Raw genomic sequence first — 15,606 nt, 5'->3', positions numbered from 1 at the left:
ACAGGGGTCGGATCGGTCAGAATCGGCGCTCCCGCTTCCTCCTTTGGATCCACCATGGCCGGTGCCAGTCTGTTCGCGTTGCTCGATGACATTGCGTCCCTGCTGGACGATGTGTCGGTGCTGACCAAGGTGGCGGCCAAGAAGACCGCCGGCGTGCTCGGCGACGACCTCGCGCTGAACGCGCAGCAGGTGACCGGCGTCAGCGCCAACCGTGAGCTGCCGGTGGTGTGGGCGGTGGCCAAGGGCTCGCTGGTCAACAAGGCGATCCTGGTGCCGGCCGCGTTGGCGATCAGCGCTTGGCTGCCGTGGGCGATCACCCCGCTGATGATGATCGGCGGCGCCTTCCTCTGCTACGAGGGCGTGGAGAAGCTGGCGCACCGCTTCCTGCATTCGCGCGATGAGGACGAGCAGCGCAAGGCCGAGCGGGCCAAGGCCCTGGCCGACGAGAAGGTGGACATGGTCGCGTGGGAGAAGGACAAGGTGAAGGGCGCGATCCGCACCGACTTCATTCTGTCGGCGGAGATCATCGTGCTGTCGCTGGGCGTGGTCTCCAGCGCGCCGTTCCTCAACCAGGTCAGCGCGCTGGTGGTGATCGCGCTGGCGATGACGGTGTTTGTCTACGGCCTGGTCGCCGGCATCGTCAAGCTGGACGATCTGGGCCTGTACCTGTCGCGCAAGGGCGCGGCGCTGGCTGCGGTGGGCCGGGGCCTGCTGGTGGCCGCGCCGTGGTTGATGAAGTTCCTCTCGGTGGCCGGTACCGCAGCGATGTTCCTGGTCGGTGGCGGCATCCTGGTGCACAGCATCGCGCCGCTGCATCACGCCATCCTGGCGATGGGCGGCGATGGCCGCTGGGGCTGGTTGATCAACGCGCTGGGCAACGTGATCGTCGGGGTGGTGATCGGCGCGGTGGTCCTGGCAGCGGTGACCGGGTTCCAGAAGCTGCGCGGGGCCAAGCCCGCGCACTGAGGGGCGACCAGATCAGGCCAGCTCCCAGCCGCGCAGGGCCTCCAGCTCGGCGCGGGCGCGGGCCAGCCGGCGGCCGGACAGCGCGTCGATCGCGCGCTGCAGCCACGGCGAGGCCGGTGCGCGCTGGGCCCAGCGGCGGGCAAGGATCAATGCGGCCAGCATGGCCAGCGTCCCCGCGCCCAGCGAGGCCAGCAGCCACGGCGCGGCAAAGGCGCCCAGATCCACGCCCCAGGCCTGCCAGGCCAACAGCACCGGCACGGCCAACCATAGCCAGCACCACGGCAGGCCGAGCAGCAGCTCGGTCAGCGCGGTGTGGCGGCGCAGCGCAGCCAGCTGCTGCGATTGCTCGACCACTGTCTGCGTCGGCTGCAACTGCCGGCGGCGATGCAGGCGGGTGATGCTGGCGATGATCACCGCGATGCAATAGGCATGCAGCGCCAACGCACTGAGCATCACCGCCAACGGAGGTTGTTGCCACCACTGGCTGCCGCAGTACACCGCCACGGCCAGCCAGGCCACCAGCTGCAGCCCCTGCCACAGGCTGAAGAGGCCGAGCTGGCGTTGGACACTGCGTTGCCGATGGCTGCGCCACGCCTCCAGCGCGAAGGTTTCCTGCGCATCGGTGGGGGTGCCGACGCTGTTCCACAGCTGATTGAATTCATCCGGTTGCATGGCGCGGGCCTCGGTCGGTGGGGTTCAGGCGCGTGCGCAGTTGCTGGCGCAGGCGGTGCAGGCGGGTGGAGACGTTGGCGACGCTGATGCCCAGCACCTCGGCGATCTGCCGGTGGTCGTGATCATCCAGGTGCAGCAGCATCAAGGCACGGTCCAGTGGCGGCAGCGCATGGATGGCGACCTCCAGCTGGTGCAGGGCATGGCGTTGCTCGGGGGGTGCACGGTCGTCGGCGGCGGGCAGCGCGTCGTCCAGCGGTGTGTGGTGGCGCTGGCGATGCTGCTGGCGACGCCATTGCGAGATCGCCACGTTGAGCGCAAGCCGGTACAGCCAGGTCGAGAAGCGCGCCCGCGCCGGGTCGAAATCCTCGAATGCCGCCCACGCCTGCACGCTGATCTCCTGGACCAGATCGAGCCGATCCTCAGGGTGGCGGCAATAGCCGCGCGCCACCTTCAGCACGATGCCGCGGTGCTGCTCCAGCAGCGTGGCGAAGCGCGGGCGCAGATCGATGTCGGTAGCGGGCCGTGTCATGTCCATACCCGGGTGATTCGCGCCGGTGCGCGCAATATCACAGGCGCGGGCTCAGCGCGGTGGCTCGGCCGCCAGGACGCGGTTCTTGCCGACCCGCTTGGCCGCATACAGCGACGCATCGGCACGCCGCAGCAGCGCCTCGGCCGGCTCGCCCGGCTGCCATTGCGCCAGCCCGGCGCTGAAATGCACCGGCACGCGCTGTTCGTCCAGCGGCAGCGGCCGCTGCGCCAACGAACGCTGCAGCCGCAGCAGGGTGGACATGCTGTCCGCCGCCGGTGTTTCCGGCAGCAGCAGGACGAACTCATCGCCGCCGAGCCGGGCGATGGCATCGCTGCTGCGCAGGTGCAGCTGGCAGACGGTCACCAGGTGGCGAAGCACCGCATCGCCACCGGCATGGCCATGCAGGGTATTGGTCTGATGGAAATCGTCCAGATCCAGCAGGGCCAGCGCCAGCGGATGGCCGTGGCGGGCGGCACGCGCCAGTTCGCGCTCCAGCAGCTCATCCAGACCGCGGCGGTTGAGCGCACCGGTCAGCGGATCGGTGCGGATCAACCCGGAGACCTCGCGCAGCTCCTGTTCCAGCTCGGCGATGCGCTGTTCGGCCTGTTCCACTTCACGGCGTGCATTGCCCAGGTGGTCGCGCGCCTGCAGGGCCTGATCCTGCACGCGGCCGGTGTCCTGCAGCACATCCTGCAGCAGCTGGTTGAGGTCGGCGATGCTACGCGCTTCCTTCAGCGCCAGCGCGTAGCTGCTGATCCGGTCGTGGTATTCGCCCGTGCTCACCGCCATGCCGTCCAGGCGCTCGATGAAGCCCCCCATGACGTTCTTCATCGCCGCCTTGGATTCGACGATGCCCTGCTTGAGCAGCCCCTGCTTGTAGATCACCTCGCGCAGGTTGGCGCGCGCCTGTTCGACCGAATCGCGATCCAGCGGGCCGCCGATCAGCGAACGCACCGCGTGCACCTGGCCGTGCAGCCAGCTGCTGTCATCGAGCAGCTCGCTGATGTTGTCCAGCAGCAGATCGAACAGGCTCAGCAGCAGCTCCTGCTGTTCCTGCCAGCCATCGCTGCGCACGCCGATCTGGTGCGAGAGCTCGCGCAGCCGTTGTTCGATCGGCTGCAGCGGCTGGCCGGGATGCCAGTGGCGCAGTTCACCGGCCAGCTGCACCGGCTCCTCGCGCAGCTCGGGCATGTTCTGCAGCAGGCTGGCCACGGTCACCCCGACGGTATGCCGCAGCAGCTCGCGCAGCCGCAGGCTGTCCGGCTGGCCGTCCGGCGTTTCCTGCTCGATGGTGCGGATGTACTTGTCGATCAGCTGGCGCATCGCGCGGCCATAGCTGACCCAATCCGCGCTGCGCTGCGCCGACTGCAGGCGCAGGCCCATGTCGCCCAGCTCGCCGGGCAGGGTGGACATGCCATTGGCGAAGGCGGCCAGCAGCGGCTCGGGCGCATCGATGCCGGCGAACAACCGTTGCAGCATCGCGCTGCTGCCCCCCTTGGGGCCGGGCGCCGGCTCGCTGGCGGCCTCCACTCCTGGGCCCACGCTCTGCCGCCGCGACAGCAGCCGCCCGACGGCGGTGCCGGGGCTGGGGGAGGCATCGTGCGGGTCCGTCATGCGGCAGATCCTTGCAGGGCACGGCCGGAGGCCGGAGCGGTGGAGAGGTGGGAACAGTATCGGCGCAGCACGGCCGGCCTTGAACCGGTCATGCATGGCAGGATGGTAAGCACGGCGACCGCAGGAGAGTGCGATGAAGGTGATGCTGGTAGGCGCGACCGGGCTGGTCGGTGGGCATGTGCTGCGGCAACTGCTGGACGACCCGCGCTGCGATGCGGTGGTCGCCCCGACGCGCCGCCCGCTGGATACCACGGATGCGGCGCTGCTCAATCCGGTGGTGGACTTCGCGCAGCTGCCGGCCGAGGCCGACTGGTGGGCGGTGGATGCCGTGATCTGCGCGCTCGGTACCACGATCAAACAGGCCGGCAGCAAGGAGGCGTTCGCGCGGGTCGACCATGATTTTCCGCTGGCCGTGGCACAGCGGGCCCGCGCCCGCGGCGCGCACGCCTTCGCGTTGAACTCGGCGATGGGCGCCGATGCGGGCTCGAGGATCTTCTACAACCAGGTCAAAGGGCGGCTGGAGCAGGACCTGCGGGAACTGGGCTACCCCTCGCTGACCCTGGTCCGCCCCGGGCTGATCGGGGGCGAGCGTGCCGAACGGCGTACCGGCGAGCATCTGGCCAGCGTGGTGCTGGGCGTGCTCGGTCCACTCCTGCCGCGCGCCTGGCGGATCAATCCGGCCGGGACCATCGCCGCCGCGCTGGTCGAGGCGGCGTTGGTGCCGACGCCCGGCGTCAGGATCGTGGGCTCGGCCGATCTGGTGGAGCGCTGAGCCGCTGACGGCCGGATACGCGGCCACCCGGCCACTGCGCTACCCTTTCTGCCCCTCAAGCGGTCCCTGCCATGTCCGTCGACAAGAACCAACGCGATCTCGAAGCCGGTATCCACACCGATCTGGAGGGGCGGCTGACCTACGGCGGTTACCTGCGCCTGGATCAGCTGCTGTCGGCCCAGCAGCCGCTGTCCAGCCCGCCGCACCATGACGAAATGCTGTTCATCATCCAGCACCAGACCTCGGAGCTGTGGCTGAAGCTGCTGGCGCACGAACTGCGCGCGGCGATCGGGTTCCTGCAGCGCGACGAGGTCTGGCAGTGCCGCAAGGTACTGGCGCGCAGCAAGCAGGTGCTGCGCCAACTGACCGAGCAGTGGTCGGTGCTGGAGACGCTGACCCCCTCCGAATACATGGGCTTCCGCGATGTGCTGGGCCCGTCCTCGGGCTTCCAGTCGCTGCAGTACCGCTACATCGAGTTCCTGTTGGGCAACAAGAACGCGCAGATGCTGCAGGTGTTCTCGCACGACCCGGCCGGCCAGGCCCAGCTGCAGGAGGTGCTTGATGCCCCCAGCCTGTATGAGGAGTTCCTGCGCTACCTGGCCCGCTTCGGCCATCCGGTCCCGGCCGGCTATCAGGGGCGCGATTGGCAGCAGCCGCACGTGGCCGACGATGCGCTGCACCCCGTGTTCGAGCGGATCTACCAGAACACCGACCGCTTCTGGCGCGAATACTCGCTGTGCGAGGACCTGGTCGATCTGGAGACGGCCTTCCAGCTGTGGCGCTTCCGCCACATGCGCACCGTGATGCGGGTGATCGGCTTCAAGCGCGGCACCGGCGGCTCCAGCGGGGTCGGCTTCCTGCGCCAGGCGCTGGAACTGACCTTCTTCCCGGAGCTGTTCCAGGTGCGCACCACGATCCGCAACGACGACCCGATGCCGCCGGACGCCTGATCCGGCATCGACCGCAATAAGCCTATTCATATTTACCTGCCCCATTCGCCATACGGTGCGGCAGGCCCCGCCGTTGCTGCGCTGCCGGTCCCGGACCGACAGTTGCAGATGCAAGTTCCGCGAGCATGCGGTCAGCTGCGGGGATTGGTGTGTATTTGACGTGAACGCGTTTGTTCTGGGATTCTCCCGAGTTGTTTCGCACATCGGACGTGCATGTCTTCCACCGAACCCAGGAATCCCGCATGAGCGTAGACGCCGCCGCGAAATCCGTTCCCGAACCGGCGTTGCCGGAGTTCAAGACCCTTTTGGGCCATCCGCGTCCCTTGTGGATGCTGTTCATGGCCGAATTCTGGGAACGCTTTGCGTTCTACGGCATCCGGTGGGCGATGGTGTTGTACATCGTGGCCCAGTTCCATGGCGGCGAGGCCTCCGGTGAAAAGCCGGCAAGCGAGTTGTACGGCGCCTACCTGGCGCTGGTGTACGCCGGTGCCATCTTCGGCGGCTATGTCGCTGACAAACTGATCGGCTTCCAGCGTTCGATTCTGCTGGGCGCGCTGTTCATGGCGGTCGGCCTGTTCATGCTGGCCTCGCCGACCGAGCTGCTGTTCAAGCTGGGCCTGGCGACCATCATCGTCGGCAACGGTCTGTTCAAGCCGATCATCTCGACCCTGGTCGGCAAGCTGTACCTGCAGGGCGACGTGCGCCGCGATTCGGGCTTCACGATCTTCTACATGGGCATCAACCTCGGTGCGATGATCGCCCCGGTGATCACCGGCTGGCTTGCCCGTGAGATCTTCGGTACCGATGCGATGCCGCATTACCAGGTGGTGTTCATCTCCGCCGGCGTGGGCATGCTGGTCAGCCTGGTCTGGTTCTGGCTGGGCCGTCGCCAGCTCAAGGGCATCGGCGAACCGGCCCCGGGCCAGGAGAGTGTCGGCCGCGTGGGCATGGTGGCTGTGCTGGGCGCCATCATCGGCATCCCGCTGTTCTACTTCCTGCTCACCATCGACGCACAGGCCCTGCAGGCGCTGCTGATGGCGCTGTTCGTGGTTCCGGCGGTGATGCTGCTGGTCGAAGGTGTCCGTGGCGGCAGCGTGAGCCGCGACAAAGTCATCGCGATGCTGGTGATCTTCGTGTTCAACGTGCTGTTCTGGATGTTCTTCGAGCAGGCCGGCAGCTCCTTCACCTTCCTGGCCGACCGCATCGTCAACCGCGAGTTCGGTGACTGGACCTTCCCGCTGGAATGGTTCCAGTCGGTGAACTCGATCGCGATCATCACCCTGGCCCCGATCCTGGCCTGGCTGTGGGTCAAAATGGGCAAGGCCAACCCGTCGATTCCGCGCAAGTTCGGCCTGGGCCTGGTGTTCAACGGCCTGGCCTTCCTGCTGCTGATGGTGGCCCTGTCGAGCATGGTCGATGGCGCCGGCAAGATTCCGTTCTGGACCTTGTTCATGGTGTACGTGATCCAGTCCGTCGGTGAGCTGTGCCTGTCGCCGATCGGTCTGTCGATGACCACCAAGCTGGCGCCGGCCCGTCTGGGCGGCATGGCGATGGGTTGCTGGTTCCTGTCCATCGCCATCGGCAACAACCTGGCGGGCATCTTTGCCGGTCGGGTCAGTGGCGAAGGCGGCATGACTGTGCAGTCGGCGCAGTCCGGTTACACCTTCGGCTTCATCGCCCTGGTCGGCTCCGGCGTGCTGCTGTTCCTGGTCGCACCGCTGATCAACAAGCTGATGCACGGCGTCAAGTGAGGTCTGCGATGCGCATGAAAGCAGCGGCAATGTCGATGATCGTGACCGGCCTGCTGGCCGCCTGTTCGCCGTCGTCGGCGCCCACCGCTGCGCCTGCGCAGCCGCTGGATACCTCCGAGCAGAAGACCCCGGTCGCCGATCCCGGCGAACCGGTGGCCTCGGGCAACACCCCGGCCGCGGCGGACATCGCCGCGATCGCGGCGCTCAACGCCCAGTTCGATCCGGCCCGCGATCCGGTCGCCGATCTGGCCACGGCCAAGGTCGAGGCCCTGCGCGGCGGCAAGCGGATCATCCTGGATGTGGGCGGCGAGTGGTGCCCGTGGTGCCATCTCATGGACGGTTTCATCGAGGGCGATGCGCAGATCCGCAGCTTCCGCGATGCGAACTATGTCTGGATGAAGGTCAACTACAGCGAAGAGAACGAGAACGCGACGTTCCTGTCGCAGTTCCCGCCAGTGAAGGGCTACCCGCACCTGTTCGTGCTCGATGCCGACGGCACGCTGCTGCATTCGCAGTTCACCGGTGAGCTGGAAGCGGACAAGGGGCAGAAGAAGGGCTACGACCGTGGCCGCTTCTTCGCCTTCATGAAGCAGTGGGCGCCACCCAAGGCGTCATGATCGAGAAAAGGCCGCGGATTCCGCGGCTTTTTTTCTGCGCTCAATTTCCGCGCCACCCGGCCGCTACCCCCAAGGACCTCATGCCGCGCTGTTCGTGGCGGACAACCGACGGAATCGACGCATGCAGCCGGGCACCAGCGACAGCACCACCGATGTTTCCCTTGATGCGCCGGCCGGCGTGAGCCTGCCGCCGGTCGACGTGCTGCTGGATGACCAGACCGCGCCGGATGCGCTCGATGGCGAAGGCCAGACCCCGGCGCCCGGCGCGATCCGCTACCGCCTGCCGATGGTCTCCGTGCCCGACAACGTGCTGCTCAAGGCGGCCGTGCAGAAACTGGTGGAGCAGAAGGCGCAGCTGGACACGCTGGCACGCCAGGGCACGCTGCCGGGCCTGATTCCCACCGAGTGGCAGGGCAGCAGCCTCCGTGGCGTGGACCTGCAGGGCTTCGTGCTGAGCGTGGTGCCGTTCCTGCAGAACGCCAGCAAGGACGAAACCGCCCCGGCGCGCCTGCCGCTCAAGCATGTGCTGGGCGACGCCGGGCGCTGGGACCAGCACGACGTCGCCGAACCCAAATCGCTGGCGTTCTTCCTGGCCAGCGATGACCGCGCCACCGCCGGCACGAAGGATCCGGCCGAGGTGTATCTGGTCGGCGCGCTCGGCCTGGCCTGGGCGCACGAGGGACGTACCCGCCCGGGCTTCCTGCGTGAGATGGGCTACGACAGCATGGCCGCGCGCGTACACCTGCTGCCGTACCCGGCGGCGGCGCAGCTGGCGCTGTACAGCGTGACCGCGCACGGTGTGACGCAACTCTGGTGTGTGCTGGACCGTCGCAAGGTGCGTCCGTTGCTGGCACCCTGGATCAGCGTGCCGCTGCTGACTGCCTACGGGGTCAACGCCCCGCAGACCTGGCCGACCAGCTTCCCCGCGGTGGAAGAGGTGGCCGCGATGCTGGCCGCCGCGCGGGGTGGCAAGGGGCCGGTCGAAGCGGACCTGGGCAAGGTGGCCGCGAAGGTTGCCCAGGACGCCTCCGGCGAAGCCTGGATGCCGGTCAGTCTGCTCCAGGTCGGCACGTGGTCACCGCGCTGGCGCTACTTCATGGCCACCTTCATCGGCCTGCCATCGCTGCTGCTGGTGGTCGCCGCGCTGGCCCTGCCGGGGGCGATCGAGGCGGCCGCCGTGGCCGCCTCGCTGGGGTTTGCCGGCGGTGCCATCGGCGCGCTGGCCGCGCCGTGGGTGCATGCGCGGCGCAAGCACCTCAGCTGAGGCCGCGTCGGACAACAGGCAGCAGCCAGCAGCCAACGGTCGCTGGCTACTCGTCCATCCGCTGCAGGCCTTCCCCGGCCAGGCGCAGGATCAGCGTCTCCAGCATCTGTTCTTCGTCCTCGCTGAGCACGGACATCAGCTTGCGGGTGATGTCGATCACCAGCGGCGCGATGGTCTCGTACACCTCGAATCCGGCGGCCGACAGCGCCAGCACCGAGCGGCGGCGGTCATCGCCATGGGTTTCACGCTTGATGAAGCCCCGTTCGAGCAGTCTGGCCACGGCGCGGCTGACCGCGACCTTGTCCATCGCGGTGCGATCGGACACCTCGCTGGCCGACGAGCCCGGGTACAGCGCCAGGACCGTGATCACCCGCCACTCGGGGATCGCCAGGCCATAACGGTCCCCGTAGAGCTTGGCGATGTTGCCGCTGACGCGGTTGGACAGAACGCTCAGCCGGTAGGGCAGGAACTGCTCCAGATCGAGCAGGGCGTGCGATGCGCGGATGCTGTGACTGCTGGGATCGGGCGGGCTCATGCTGCGGTGCACCTTGATGGTGGTTTCATGTGAAACTATAACCTACGTTCCGGACTCCGCATTCTCGCGGGTCTGCCTTCCTACCGCACCTGGTTTTTTCCGATGCGGACTGCTTTGGAGCCACAGCATGACCAGCCAAACGAACACCGCGTCCTTCGCACCCGATCCGGGCATGCAGGTCACCACCTTCGAAAACCCGATGGGCATCGATGGTTTCGAGTTCGTCGAGTTCGCCGCCCCGGCCGGCCGTGGCGCGGAACTGCACGATTATTTCCGCAAGATGGGCTTCACCGCGGTGCTGCGCCACAAGCAGCGTGCGATCACGGTCTATCGCCAGGGCGACGTGAACTTCCTGGTCAATGAAGAGCCGGACTCGTTCGCCTCGGACTTCGCCGAGAAGCACGGTCCGTGCGCCTGCGGTTTCGCCATCCGCTTCAAGAAGCCGGGCGATGAGGTCTACCAGATGGCCCTGGGTAACGGTGCCGAACCGATCGACTTCAAGCCTGACACCCGCGCCGTCGCCGCCCCGATCATCAAGGGCATCGGCGACTGCATGCTGTACCTGGTGGACCGTTACGGCGCCAACGGCAGCATGTTCGATACCGACTACGCGCCGATCGAAGGGGTGGACCCGCGCCCGAAGGGCTTCGGGCTGACCTTCATCGATCACCTCACCCACAACCTGTACTTCGGCAACATGCAGCAGTGGTCGGATTACTACGAGCGCCTGTTCAACTTCCGCGAGATCCGCTACTTCGACATCAAGGGCCTCAAGACCGGCCTGGTGTCCAAGGCGATGACCGCCCCGGACGGCATCGTGCGCATCCCGCTCAATGAATCCTCCGATCCGAAGAGCCAGATCAACGAATACCTGGACGCCTACAAGGGCGAGGGCATCCAACACATCGCCTGCTTCACCGAGAACATCTACGACACCGTGGAAGCGATGCGCGCCCAGGGCGTGGAGTTCCTGGATACGCCGGACACGTATTTCGATGTGATCGACATGCGCGTGCCCAACCACGGTGAAGACGTGGCCCGACTGGCGAAGAACAAGATCCTGATCGATGCCGACCCGGAGACCAAACAGCGCAAACTGCTGCAGATCTTCACCACCAACTGCATCGGCCCGATCTTCTTCGAGATCATCCAGCGCAAGGGCAACGAAGGCTTCGGCGAAGGCAACTTCACCGCGCTGTTCGAAAGCATCGAGCGCGACCAGATGAAGCGCGGCGTGCTGTAAGACGCCTGCTGTAGAGCGTCCGGCACCCGTCGGCGTTACGCTTCAACGGTGGCATCTGCGTCCGCGTGGGTGCCACCGGCTGTATTCCCTTGCCATCCACGCCTCCGGCGGAGCAGGACCATGAACAACCCGATGTCATCGCGCGGCTACCAGAGCGGTTTCGGCAACGAGTTCGCCACCGAGGCGGTGCCCGGTGCCCTGCCGGTGGGGCAAAACTCCCCGCAGCGTGTCGCGCATGGTCTGTATGCCGAACAGCTGTCCGGCACCGCGTTCACCGCGCCACGCGGCAGCAACCGCCGCAGCTGGGTGTACCGCATCCGCCCCGCGGTGACCCACGGCGAATTCACCCCCTTTATCCAGCCGAACCTGCACGGCGACGTCGCGCAGGGCGCGGTCTCGCCCAATCAGTTGCGCTGGGATCCGTTGCCGTTGCCCAGCACGCCCACCGATTTCATCGAGGGGCTGTACACCATGGGCGGTAACGGTTCACCCGATACCCACCATGGCGTGGGCATCCACCTGTACGCCGCCAACCGCGACATGCAGGGCCGCTATTTCTACAACGCCGATGGCGAGCTGCTGATCGTCCCGCAGCTGGGCCGCCTGCGCCTGCTCACCGAAATGGGCGTGATCGAGATCGAACCGCAGCAGATCGCGGTGATTCCGCGCGGTGTGCGCTTCCGTGTCGAACTGCCTGACGGCGACGCACGTGGCTACGTCTGCGAGAACTTCGGCGCGCTGCTGAAGCTGCCCGACCTGGGCCCGATCGGGTCCAACGGCCTGGCCAATCCGCGCGACTTCGAAACGCCGCATGCGGCGTTCGAGAACGTCGATGGCGCGTTCGAACTGATTGCCAAGTTCGAGGGCCAGCTGTGGCGCGCGGACATCGATCATTCGCCGCTGGACGTGGTCGCCTGGCACGGCAACTACGCGCCGTACCGCTACGACCTGCGCCGCTTCAACACGATCGGCTCGATCAGCCACGACCATCCCGATCCCTCGATCTTCCTCGTGCTGCATTCGCCCAGCGACACGCCGGGCACCAGCAACATGGACTTCGCGATCTTCCCGCCGCGCTGGCTGGTCGCGCAGAACACGTTCCGACCGCCGTGGTTCCACCGCAACATCGCCAGCGAATTCATGGGCCTGATCCACGGTGCCTACGATGCGAAGGCCGAAGGCTTCGTGCCCGGCGGCGCTTCGCTGCACAACTGCATGAGCGGCCACGGCCCGGATGCGGCGACCTTCGAGAAGGCCTCCGCGGCCGCCCTGAGCAAACCGGACGTGATCAAGGACACCATGGCCTTCATGTTCGAAACCCGTGGCGTGATCCGCCCCACCGCACAGGCGATGGACGCGGCGCATCGCCAGCGCGGGTACCAGCAGTGCTGGCAGGGGTTGAAGGCGAATTTCTCGGGGTAGTTGAGCGCTTAGATGCCGTCCGACCCGCGGCGGGTCGGCAACACGCGATCAATGTGAACGTCGTTGCCCGTTCGCTGATAGGCGATCAGAAACCTGCCATCGCGAGTTGCATACAGAAATGTTCCTCGGATGGCATCGAGGCGATACACCGCCGCGCCATCCAAGGCACCGGCTTCGGTCTCGATGGCATCGTCGCGCGCGAGCGCGGCGGCAAACAGGTATGGATCCGGGAGTGCCACGGCGCGCTCGAAGGCCGCAATGAGTTGCCGGGTTCTATCCTCGAGGGCCAGCCTGCCCCACGCAACCGTCATTTCGTGGACGAGCGGCGCTTCAATGCCGTTTGCAATTCGTCACCGAGTCGCGCTTTCAGCGCTGCCATGTGCAGGTGCGCATCGGTGCCGGACAGTGCCGGCCGTGAATCCGCGCGCGCTTCGGCCACTGCTTCACGGATGCGTTCCAGATAGGCCGAGTCTTCATGCAACTTCTTCAGGGCGCGTGACCGATCCGGACGTGACCGGCGCGAGGGCTCGGCCCCAGCAATTGCCGTCGCGTCAACGCGATAGCGCGTGATCCCCAACTGGGCCAAGACACGCGCGGCCGCCTCGACGCCGGAGAACAGACGGGGCACCCCATCTTTGGTGGCCAAGGCCCGGTCGCTGTTCTCCAGGGCGAAGGTGACGACATAGCCTCCCGCCTCCGCGGTCACCGTCGTTTCGCGCAGGCTGCCGGCTTCGGCGAGTTCCCGGGCAGTCGCCAGTTTGATCGTATCGATCATGCTCGACACCCAATTAACTGTTATTTGGGAATCATACATTAGTAAAACCTCGCTCCCGGAGAGGCCTTCACCTTGCGGTTGGCCCTTGGTCGCGTCCAATTCAATGTCCTCATCGAAAGCAGATCCGGTCAATACGGGCTCAACTCACCGCCATCTGGAAGCGCTCGGCGTGCTCCTTCGGCAGCACCTCCAGCAACCGCTGCCGCACCCGCTCGGCATAGCCGGTGGAGGTCAGGCCTGGCAGCGCGTCCAATGCGGCCTGCAGCCCGCCCATGACCGTCTCGTCGCTGCGCGACTGCTGCAGGGTGTGGAACAGCGCTGCCGCCTGCGGATGACGCTGCAGTTCCAGGATGTCCAGCAGATAGATGCGGGCGGCCACCAGCGATCGGCGTCGTTCGGCCACCGGCACCGGCACCGGCACCGCGGTCGGTGGCATCGCACTCGACACCAGATACCCGCTCTGGATCAGCTGGATCACCATCGCCGGGGTTTCCGGGCCCACCAGCTGGCCCAGCTGGACCAGGTCACGCTGGCCGTCGCACAGGATCAACAGCCGGCGCTGGCGCATGTCCAAGGGCGCGCGGTGGGCCTGCAGGGCGGTGCGGGCGAGCTCGGTCTTCTGCGGTTGCATGGGGGCGGGGTCGATGCGGTGCAGGCCGAGCCTGAACGCGGCAGGTGAAACGCGGATGACAGCGACACTGTGCATGTCGCCCACACGGCGCTCGCGCTAGGCTGCGCCCATTCAACGGGAGGATGCAGGCATGAAACAGCTGGGAAGCGTGATCGCAGTGGGGATGGTGCTGGCCTTGGCCGCGTGCGAGCGCACGCCGGAGACGCCGTCGGCCGATGCCGAGGCGGCCGTGCCTGCACCGGCGGCGGACACCGCGCCGGCAGCGCCCGCCACGGCGGCACCAGGCACGGATACGCAGGGTCCGGCACGCCTGGATGGCTACGGCCCGGTGGCGCTGGGCAGCACCTTGGATGAGGTCCGGGCAGCCTGGAAGGCACCCCTGCAGGGCGACGTCGCCGACGACTACTGCCACGCGCTGCGGCCTGAAGGCGCGCAGGCCGAGGACGTGATCTTCATGATCGAGGGCAAGCGTCTGGTCCGGTATGACGTGCGCAACGACCGCATCGTCGCCCCCGGTGGCGGCAAGGTCGGGATGTCGCTGGGCCAACTGCAGACGCTGTACCCGGATCGCGGCGACCTGACCCCGCACAAATACGATGAGCAGGGCCACAACCTGCGCGTGCGCCCGGCCAGCGAGGGCGGTGCGCTGGTCAATTTCGAGATCAACGGCGATGGCAACGTCACCGCCTGGCGCGTCGGCAAGACCCCGCAGGTGGACTACGTGGAAGGCTGCTCCTGAGCCACCGGCACCGCTCCGGCCACAGCGCCGGGGCGGGCCTTCACTGTTTGGCGTGGGCTGGCCCTAGAATCGGCTCACATCTGTCACCGGGGAGCACCAGATGATCGCTGCCACTGTTTGGTTCGTGCTGGGCCTGGTGCTGTTGGCACTGGGCGGCGACTCCATCGTCCGGGCGGCCTCGGGTCTGGCCCAGCGCTTCGGCGCGTCGCCGTTCGTGGCCGGGTTGCTGCTGGTGGCCTTCGGCACCTCGCTGCCGGAGTTGGTGGTCAACGCCCGTGCCTTCGTGGTCGGCGCGGAAGAACTCGCGCTGGGCAATGCGGTGGGCAGCAATATCGTCAACGTCGGCCTGACCCTGGGCCTGGCGGCGCTCGCTGCGCCGCTGCTGGTCCGTGCGCGGCTGCTGTCACCGCTGCTGGTCTGCCTGGCCGCCGCCAGCGCGCTGCTGATCCTGTTCGGTCTGGATGGCGTGATCGCACGCTGGGAAGGGGGCGTGCTGCTGCTCGCCTTCGTTGCCCTGCTGGTGGTCCTGCTGCGCCGGGCGAGGCTGGAGTCCGAGCCGGTGCGCCAGGCCATCGCCGGCTATGCGATGACCCGCACCGGGCTGTTCCTCAACATCCTGCGGCTGCTGTTCGCGGCGGTGTGCCTGTACATCGGCGCGCGCTGGATCGTGCAGGCCGCCCCGGTGTTCGGCGCCGGGCTGGGCTGGTCGCCGCTGCTGGTCGGCTTGCTGCCGGTGGCGATCGGCACCGCATTGCCCGAAGTGGCGGCAGCCATTGCCGCCGCCCGGCGTGGCCAGGGCGACATGGTGCTCGGCCACGTGATCGGCTCGAGCCTGTTCAACCTGCTGGTGGTGGTCGGTGGCATGGCCGCACTGCGGCCGCTGGCGCTGCCCGAATCGTTCGTGAAACTGGAGCTGCCGGCGGCGATCGCCTTCGTGTTGGTGCTCTATCCGATGCTACGCGGCGATCTGACGATCAGCCGGCGCGAAGGCGCGGTGCTGGTGGTGGCCTTCCTCGGCTGGATCGCGCTGGAGCTGGCCCTGGTCTGGGGCGGCTGAACGTCGCACTACGTAGGGCCGCCCCGTGGTCGGCGATCCTCCGGCACGATGCATGCAGCCGACCAACGG

General features: G+C 67.2%; 17 protein-coding genes. 10 read left to right on the top strand and 7 right to left on the bottom strand.

The genetic code is table 11. The features are described from left to right. Positions 1-54: 54 nt before the first annotated feature. Complete coding sequence (locus ACE026_RS10680; RefSeq protein WP_486038977.1) at positions 55-966, top strand: DUF808 domain-containing protein; 912 nt, start codon at positions 55-57, stop codon at positions 964-966. A 12-nt stretch (positions 967-978) separates the two neighbouring features. On the opposite strand, the gene ACE026_RS10675 is transcribed toward ACE026_RS10680, so the two are convergent. The 3 genes from ACE026_RS10675 to ACE026_RS10665 are packed head-to-tail and all read right to left on the bottom strand — an operon-like array spanning position 979 to position 3,781. After that, on the bottom strand, positions 979-1,638 hold the full coding sequence (locus ACE026_RS10675; RefSeq protein WP_486038976.1) for a hypothetical protein: 660 nt from the start codon (positions 1,636-1,638) through the stop codon (positions 979-981). Beyond that, complete coding sequence (locus tag ACE026_RS10670) at positions 1,625-2,173, bottom strand: RNA polymerase sigma factor (RefSeq protein ID WP_486038975.1); 549 nt, start codon at positions 2,171-2,173, stop codon at positions 1,625-1,627. The genes ACE026_RS10675 and ACE026_RS10670 overlap by 14 nt, the downstream gene beginning before the upstream one ends. A gap of 45 nt (positions 2,174-2,218) precedes the next feature. Next, positions 2,219-3,781: a GGDEF domain-containing protein gene (locus ACE026_RS10665; protein ID WP_486038974.1), complete on the bottom strand. Its 1,563-nt coding sequence runs from the start codon at positions 3,779-3,781 to the stop codon at positions 2,219-2,221. 133 nt (positions 3,782-3,914) lie between these two features. Here ACE026_RS10665 and ACE026_RS10660 point away from each other — a divergent pair, with 133 nt between their 5' ends. The 5 genes from ACE026_RS10660 (at position 3,915) to ACE026_RS10640 (ending at position 9,135) form a co-directional block, all read left to right on the top strand. Then, positions 3,915-4,553: a Rossmann-fold NAD(P)-binding domain-containing protein gene (locus ACE026_RS10660; RefSeq protein ID WP_486038973.1), complete on the top strand. Its 639-nt coding sequence runs from the start codon at positions 3,915-3,917 to the stop codon at positions 4,551-4,553. A 71-nt stretch (positions 4,554-4,624) separates the two neighbouring features. Then, complete coding sequence (locus ACE026_RS10655; protein ID WP_486038972.1) at positions 4,625-5,503, top strand: tryptophan 2,3-dioxygenase; 879 nt, start codon at positions 4,625-4,627, stop codon at positions 5,501-5,503. Positions 5,504-5,745: 242 nt separating this feature from the next. After that, a complete protein-coding gene (locus ACE026_RS10650; RefSeq protein ID WP_486038971.1) occupies positions 5,746-7,254 on the top strand; it encodes a peptide MFS transporter in 1,509 nt (502 codons plus the stop codon). A gap of 8 nt (positions 7,255-7,262) precedes the next feature. Further along, positions 7,263-7,871: a thioredoxin family protein gene (locus ACE026_RS10645; protein ID WP_486038970.1), complete on the top strand. Its 609-nt coding sequence runs from the start codon at positions 7,263-7,265 to the stop codon at positions 7,869-7,871. 121 nt (positions 7,872-7,992) lie between these two features. Continuing rightward, on the top strand, positions 7,993-9,135 hold the full coding sequence (locus tag ACE026_RS10640; RefSeq protein WP_486038969.1) for a hypothetical protein: 1,143 nt from the start codon (positions 7,993-7,995) through the stop codon (positions 9,133-9,135). A gap of 46 nt (positions 9,136-9,181) precedes the next feature. Here the strand turns inward: ACE026_RS10640 and ACE026_RS10635 are convergent, their stop codons facing one another. After that, positions 9,182-9,670, bottom strand: a complete 489-nt coding sequence (locus ACE026_RS10635; protein ID WP_088433561.1) for a MarR family winged helix-turn-helix transcriptional regulator — start codon at positions 9,668-9,670, stop codon at positions 9,182-9,184. A gap of 172 nt (positions 9,671-9,842) precedes the next feature. Between ACE026_RS10635 and hppD the strand changes: the two genes are divergently transcribed. Further along, a complete protein-coding gene (gene hppD / locus ACE026_RS10630) occupies positions 9,843-10,913 on the top strand; it encodes a 4-hydroxyphenylpyruvate dioxygenase (RefSeq protein WP_486039138.1) in 1,071 nt (356 codons plus the stop codon). Between the two features lie 120 nt (positions 10,914-11,033). Further along, positions 11,034-12,335: a homogentisate 1,2-dioxygenase gene (hmgA, locus tag ACE026_RS10625; RefSeq protein WP_486038968.1), complete on the top strand. Its 1,302-nt coding sequence runs from the start codon at positions 11,034-11,036 to the stop codon at positions 12,333-12,335. An 8-nt stretch (positions 12,336-12,343) separates the two neighbouring features. Here hmgA and ACE026_RS10620 read toward each other — a convergent pair whose 3' ends face one another. The 3 genes from ACE026_RS10620 to ACE026_RS10610 form a co-directional block, all read right to left on the bottom strand. Continuing rightward, positions 12,344-12,646: a plasmid stabilization protein gene (locus ACE026_RS10620; protein ID WP_486038967.1), complete on the bottom strand. Its 303-nt coding sequence runs from the start codon at positions 12,644-12,646 to the stop codon at positions 12,344-12,346. Beyond that, a complete protein-coding gene (locus ACE026_RS10615; protein WP_486038966.1) occupies positions 12,643-13,110 on the bottom strand; it encodes a hypothetical protein in 468 nt (155 codons plus the stop codon). The genes ACE026_RS10620 and ACE026_RS10615 overlap by 4 nt, the downstream gene beginning before the upstream one ends. 139 nt (positions 13,111-13,249) lie before the next feature. Next, on the bottom strand, positions 13,250-13,741 hold the full coding sequence (locus tag ACE026_RS10610) for a hypothetical protein (protein WP_486038965.1): 492 nt from the start codon (positions 13,739-13,741) through the stop codon (positions 13,250-13,252). Positions 13,742-13,871: 130 nt separating this feature from the next. Here ACE026_RS10610 and ACE026_RS10605 point away from each other — a divergent pair, with 130 nt between their 5' ends. Together ACE026_RS10605 and ACE026_RS10600 are read left to right on the top strand one after the other, a co-directional pair. Beyond that, positions 13,872-14,480, top strand: a complete 609-nt coding sequence (locus ACE026_RS10605) for a hypothetical protein (RefSeq protein WP_486038964.1) — start codon at positions 13,872-13,874, stop codon at positions 14,478-14,480. Positions 14,481-14,580: 100 nt separating this feature from the next. Continuing rightward, positions 14,581-15,537 carry a sodium:calcium antiporter gene (locus ACE026_RS10600; RefSeq protein ID WP_486038963.1) on the top strand — a complete coding sequence of 319 codons (957 nt, stop codon included), beginning with the start codon at positions 14,581-14,583 and terminating at the stop codon, positions 15,535-15,537. Positions 15,538-15,606 lie beyond the last annotated feature (69 nt).

The organism is Stenotrophomonas sp. AGC87, assembly GCF_057333975.1.
Note: the sequence above shows the minus strand (reverse complement) of the source record. Positions and strands in the feature narration are given on the sequence as shown.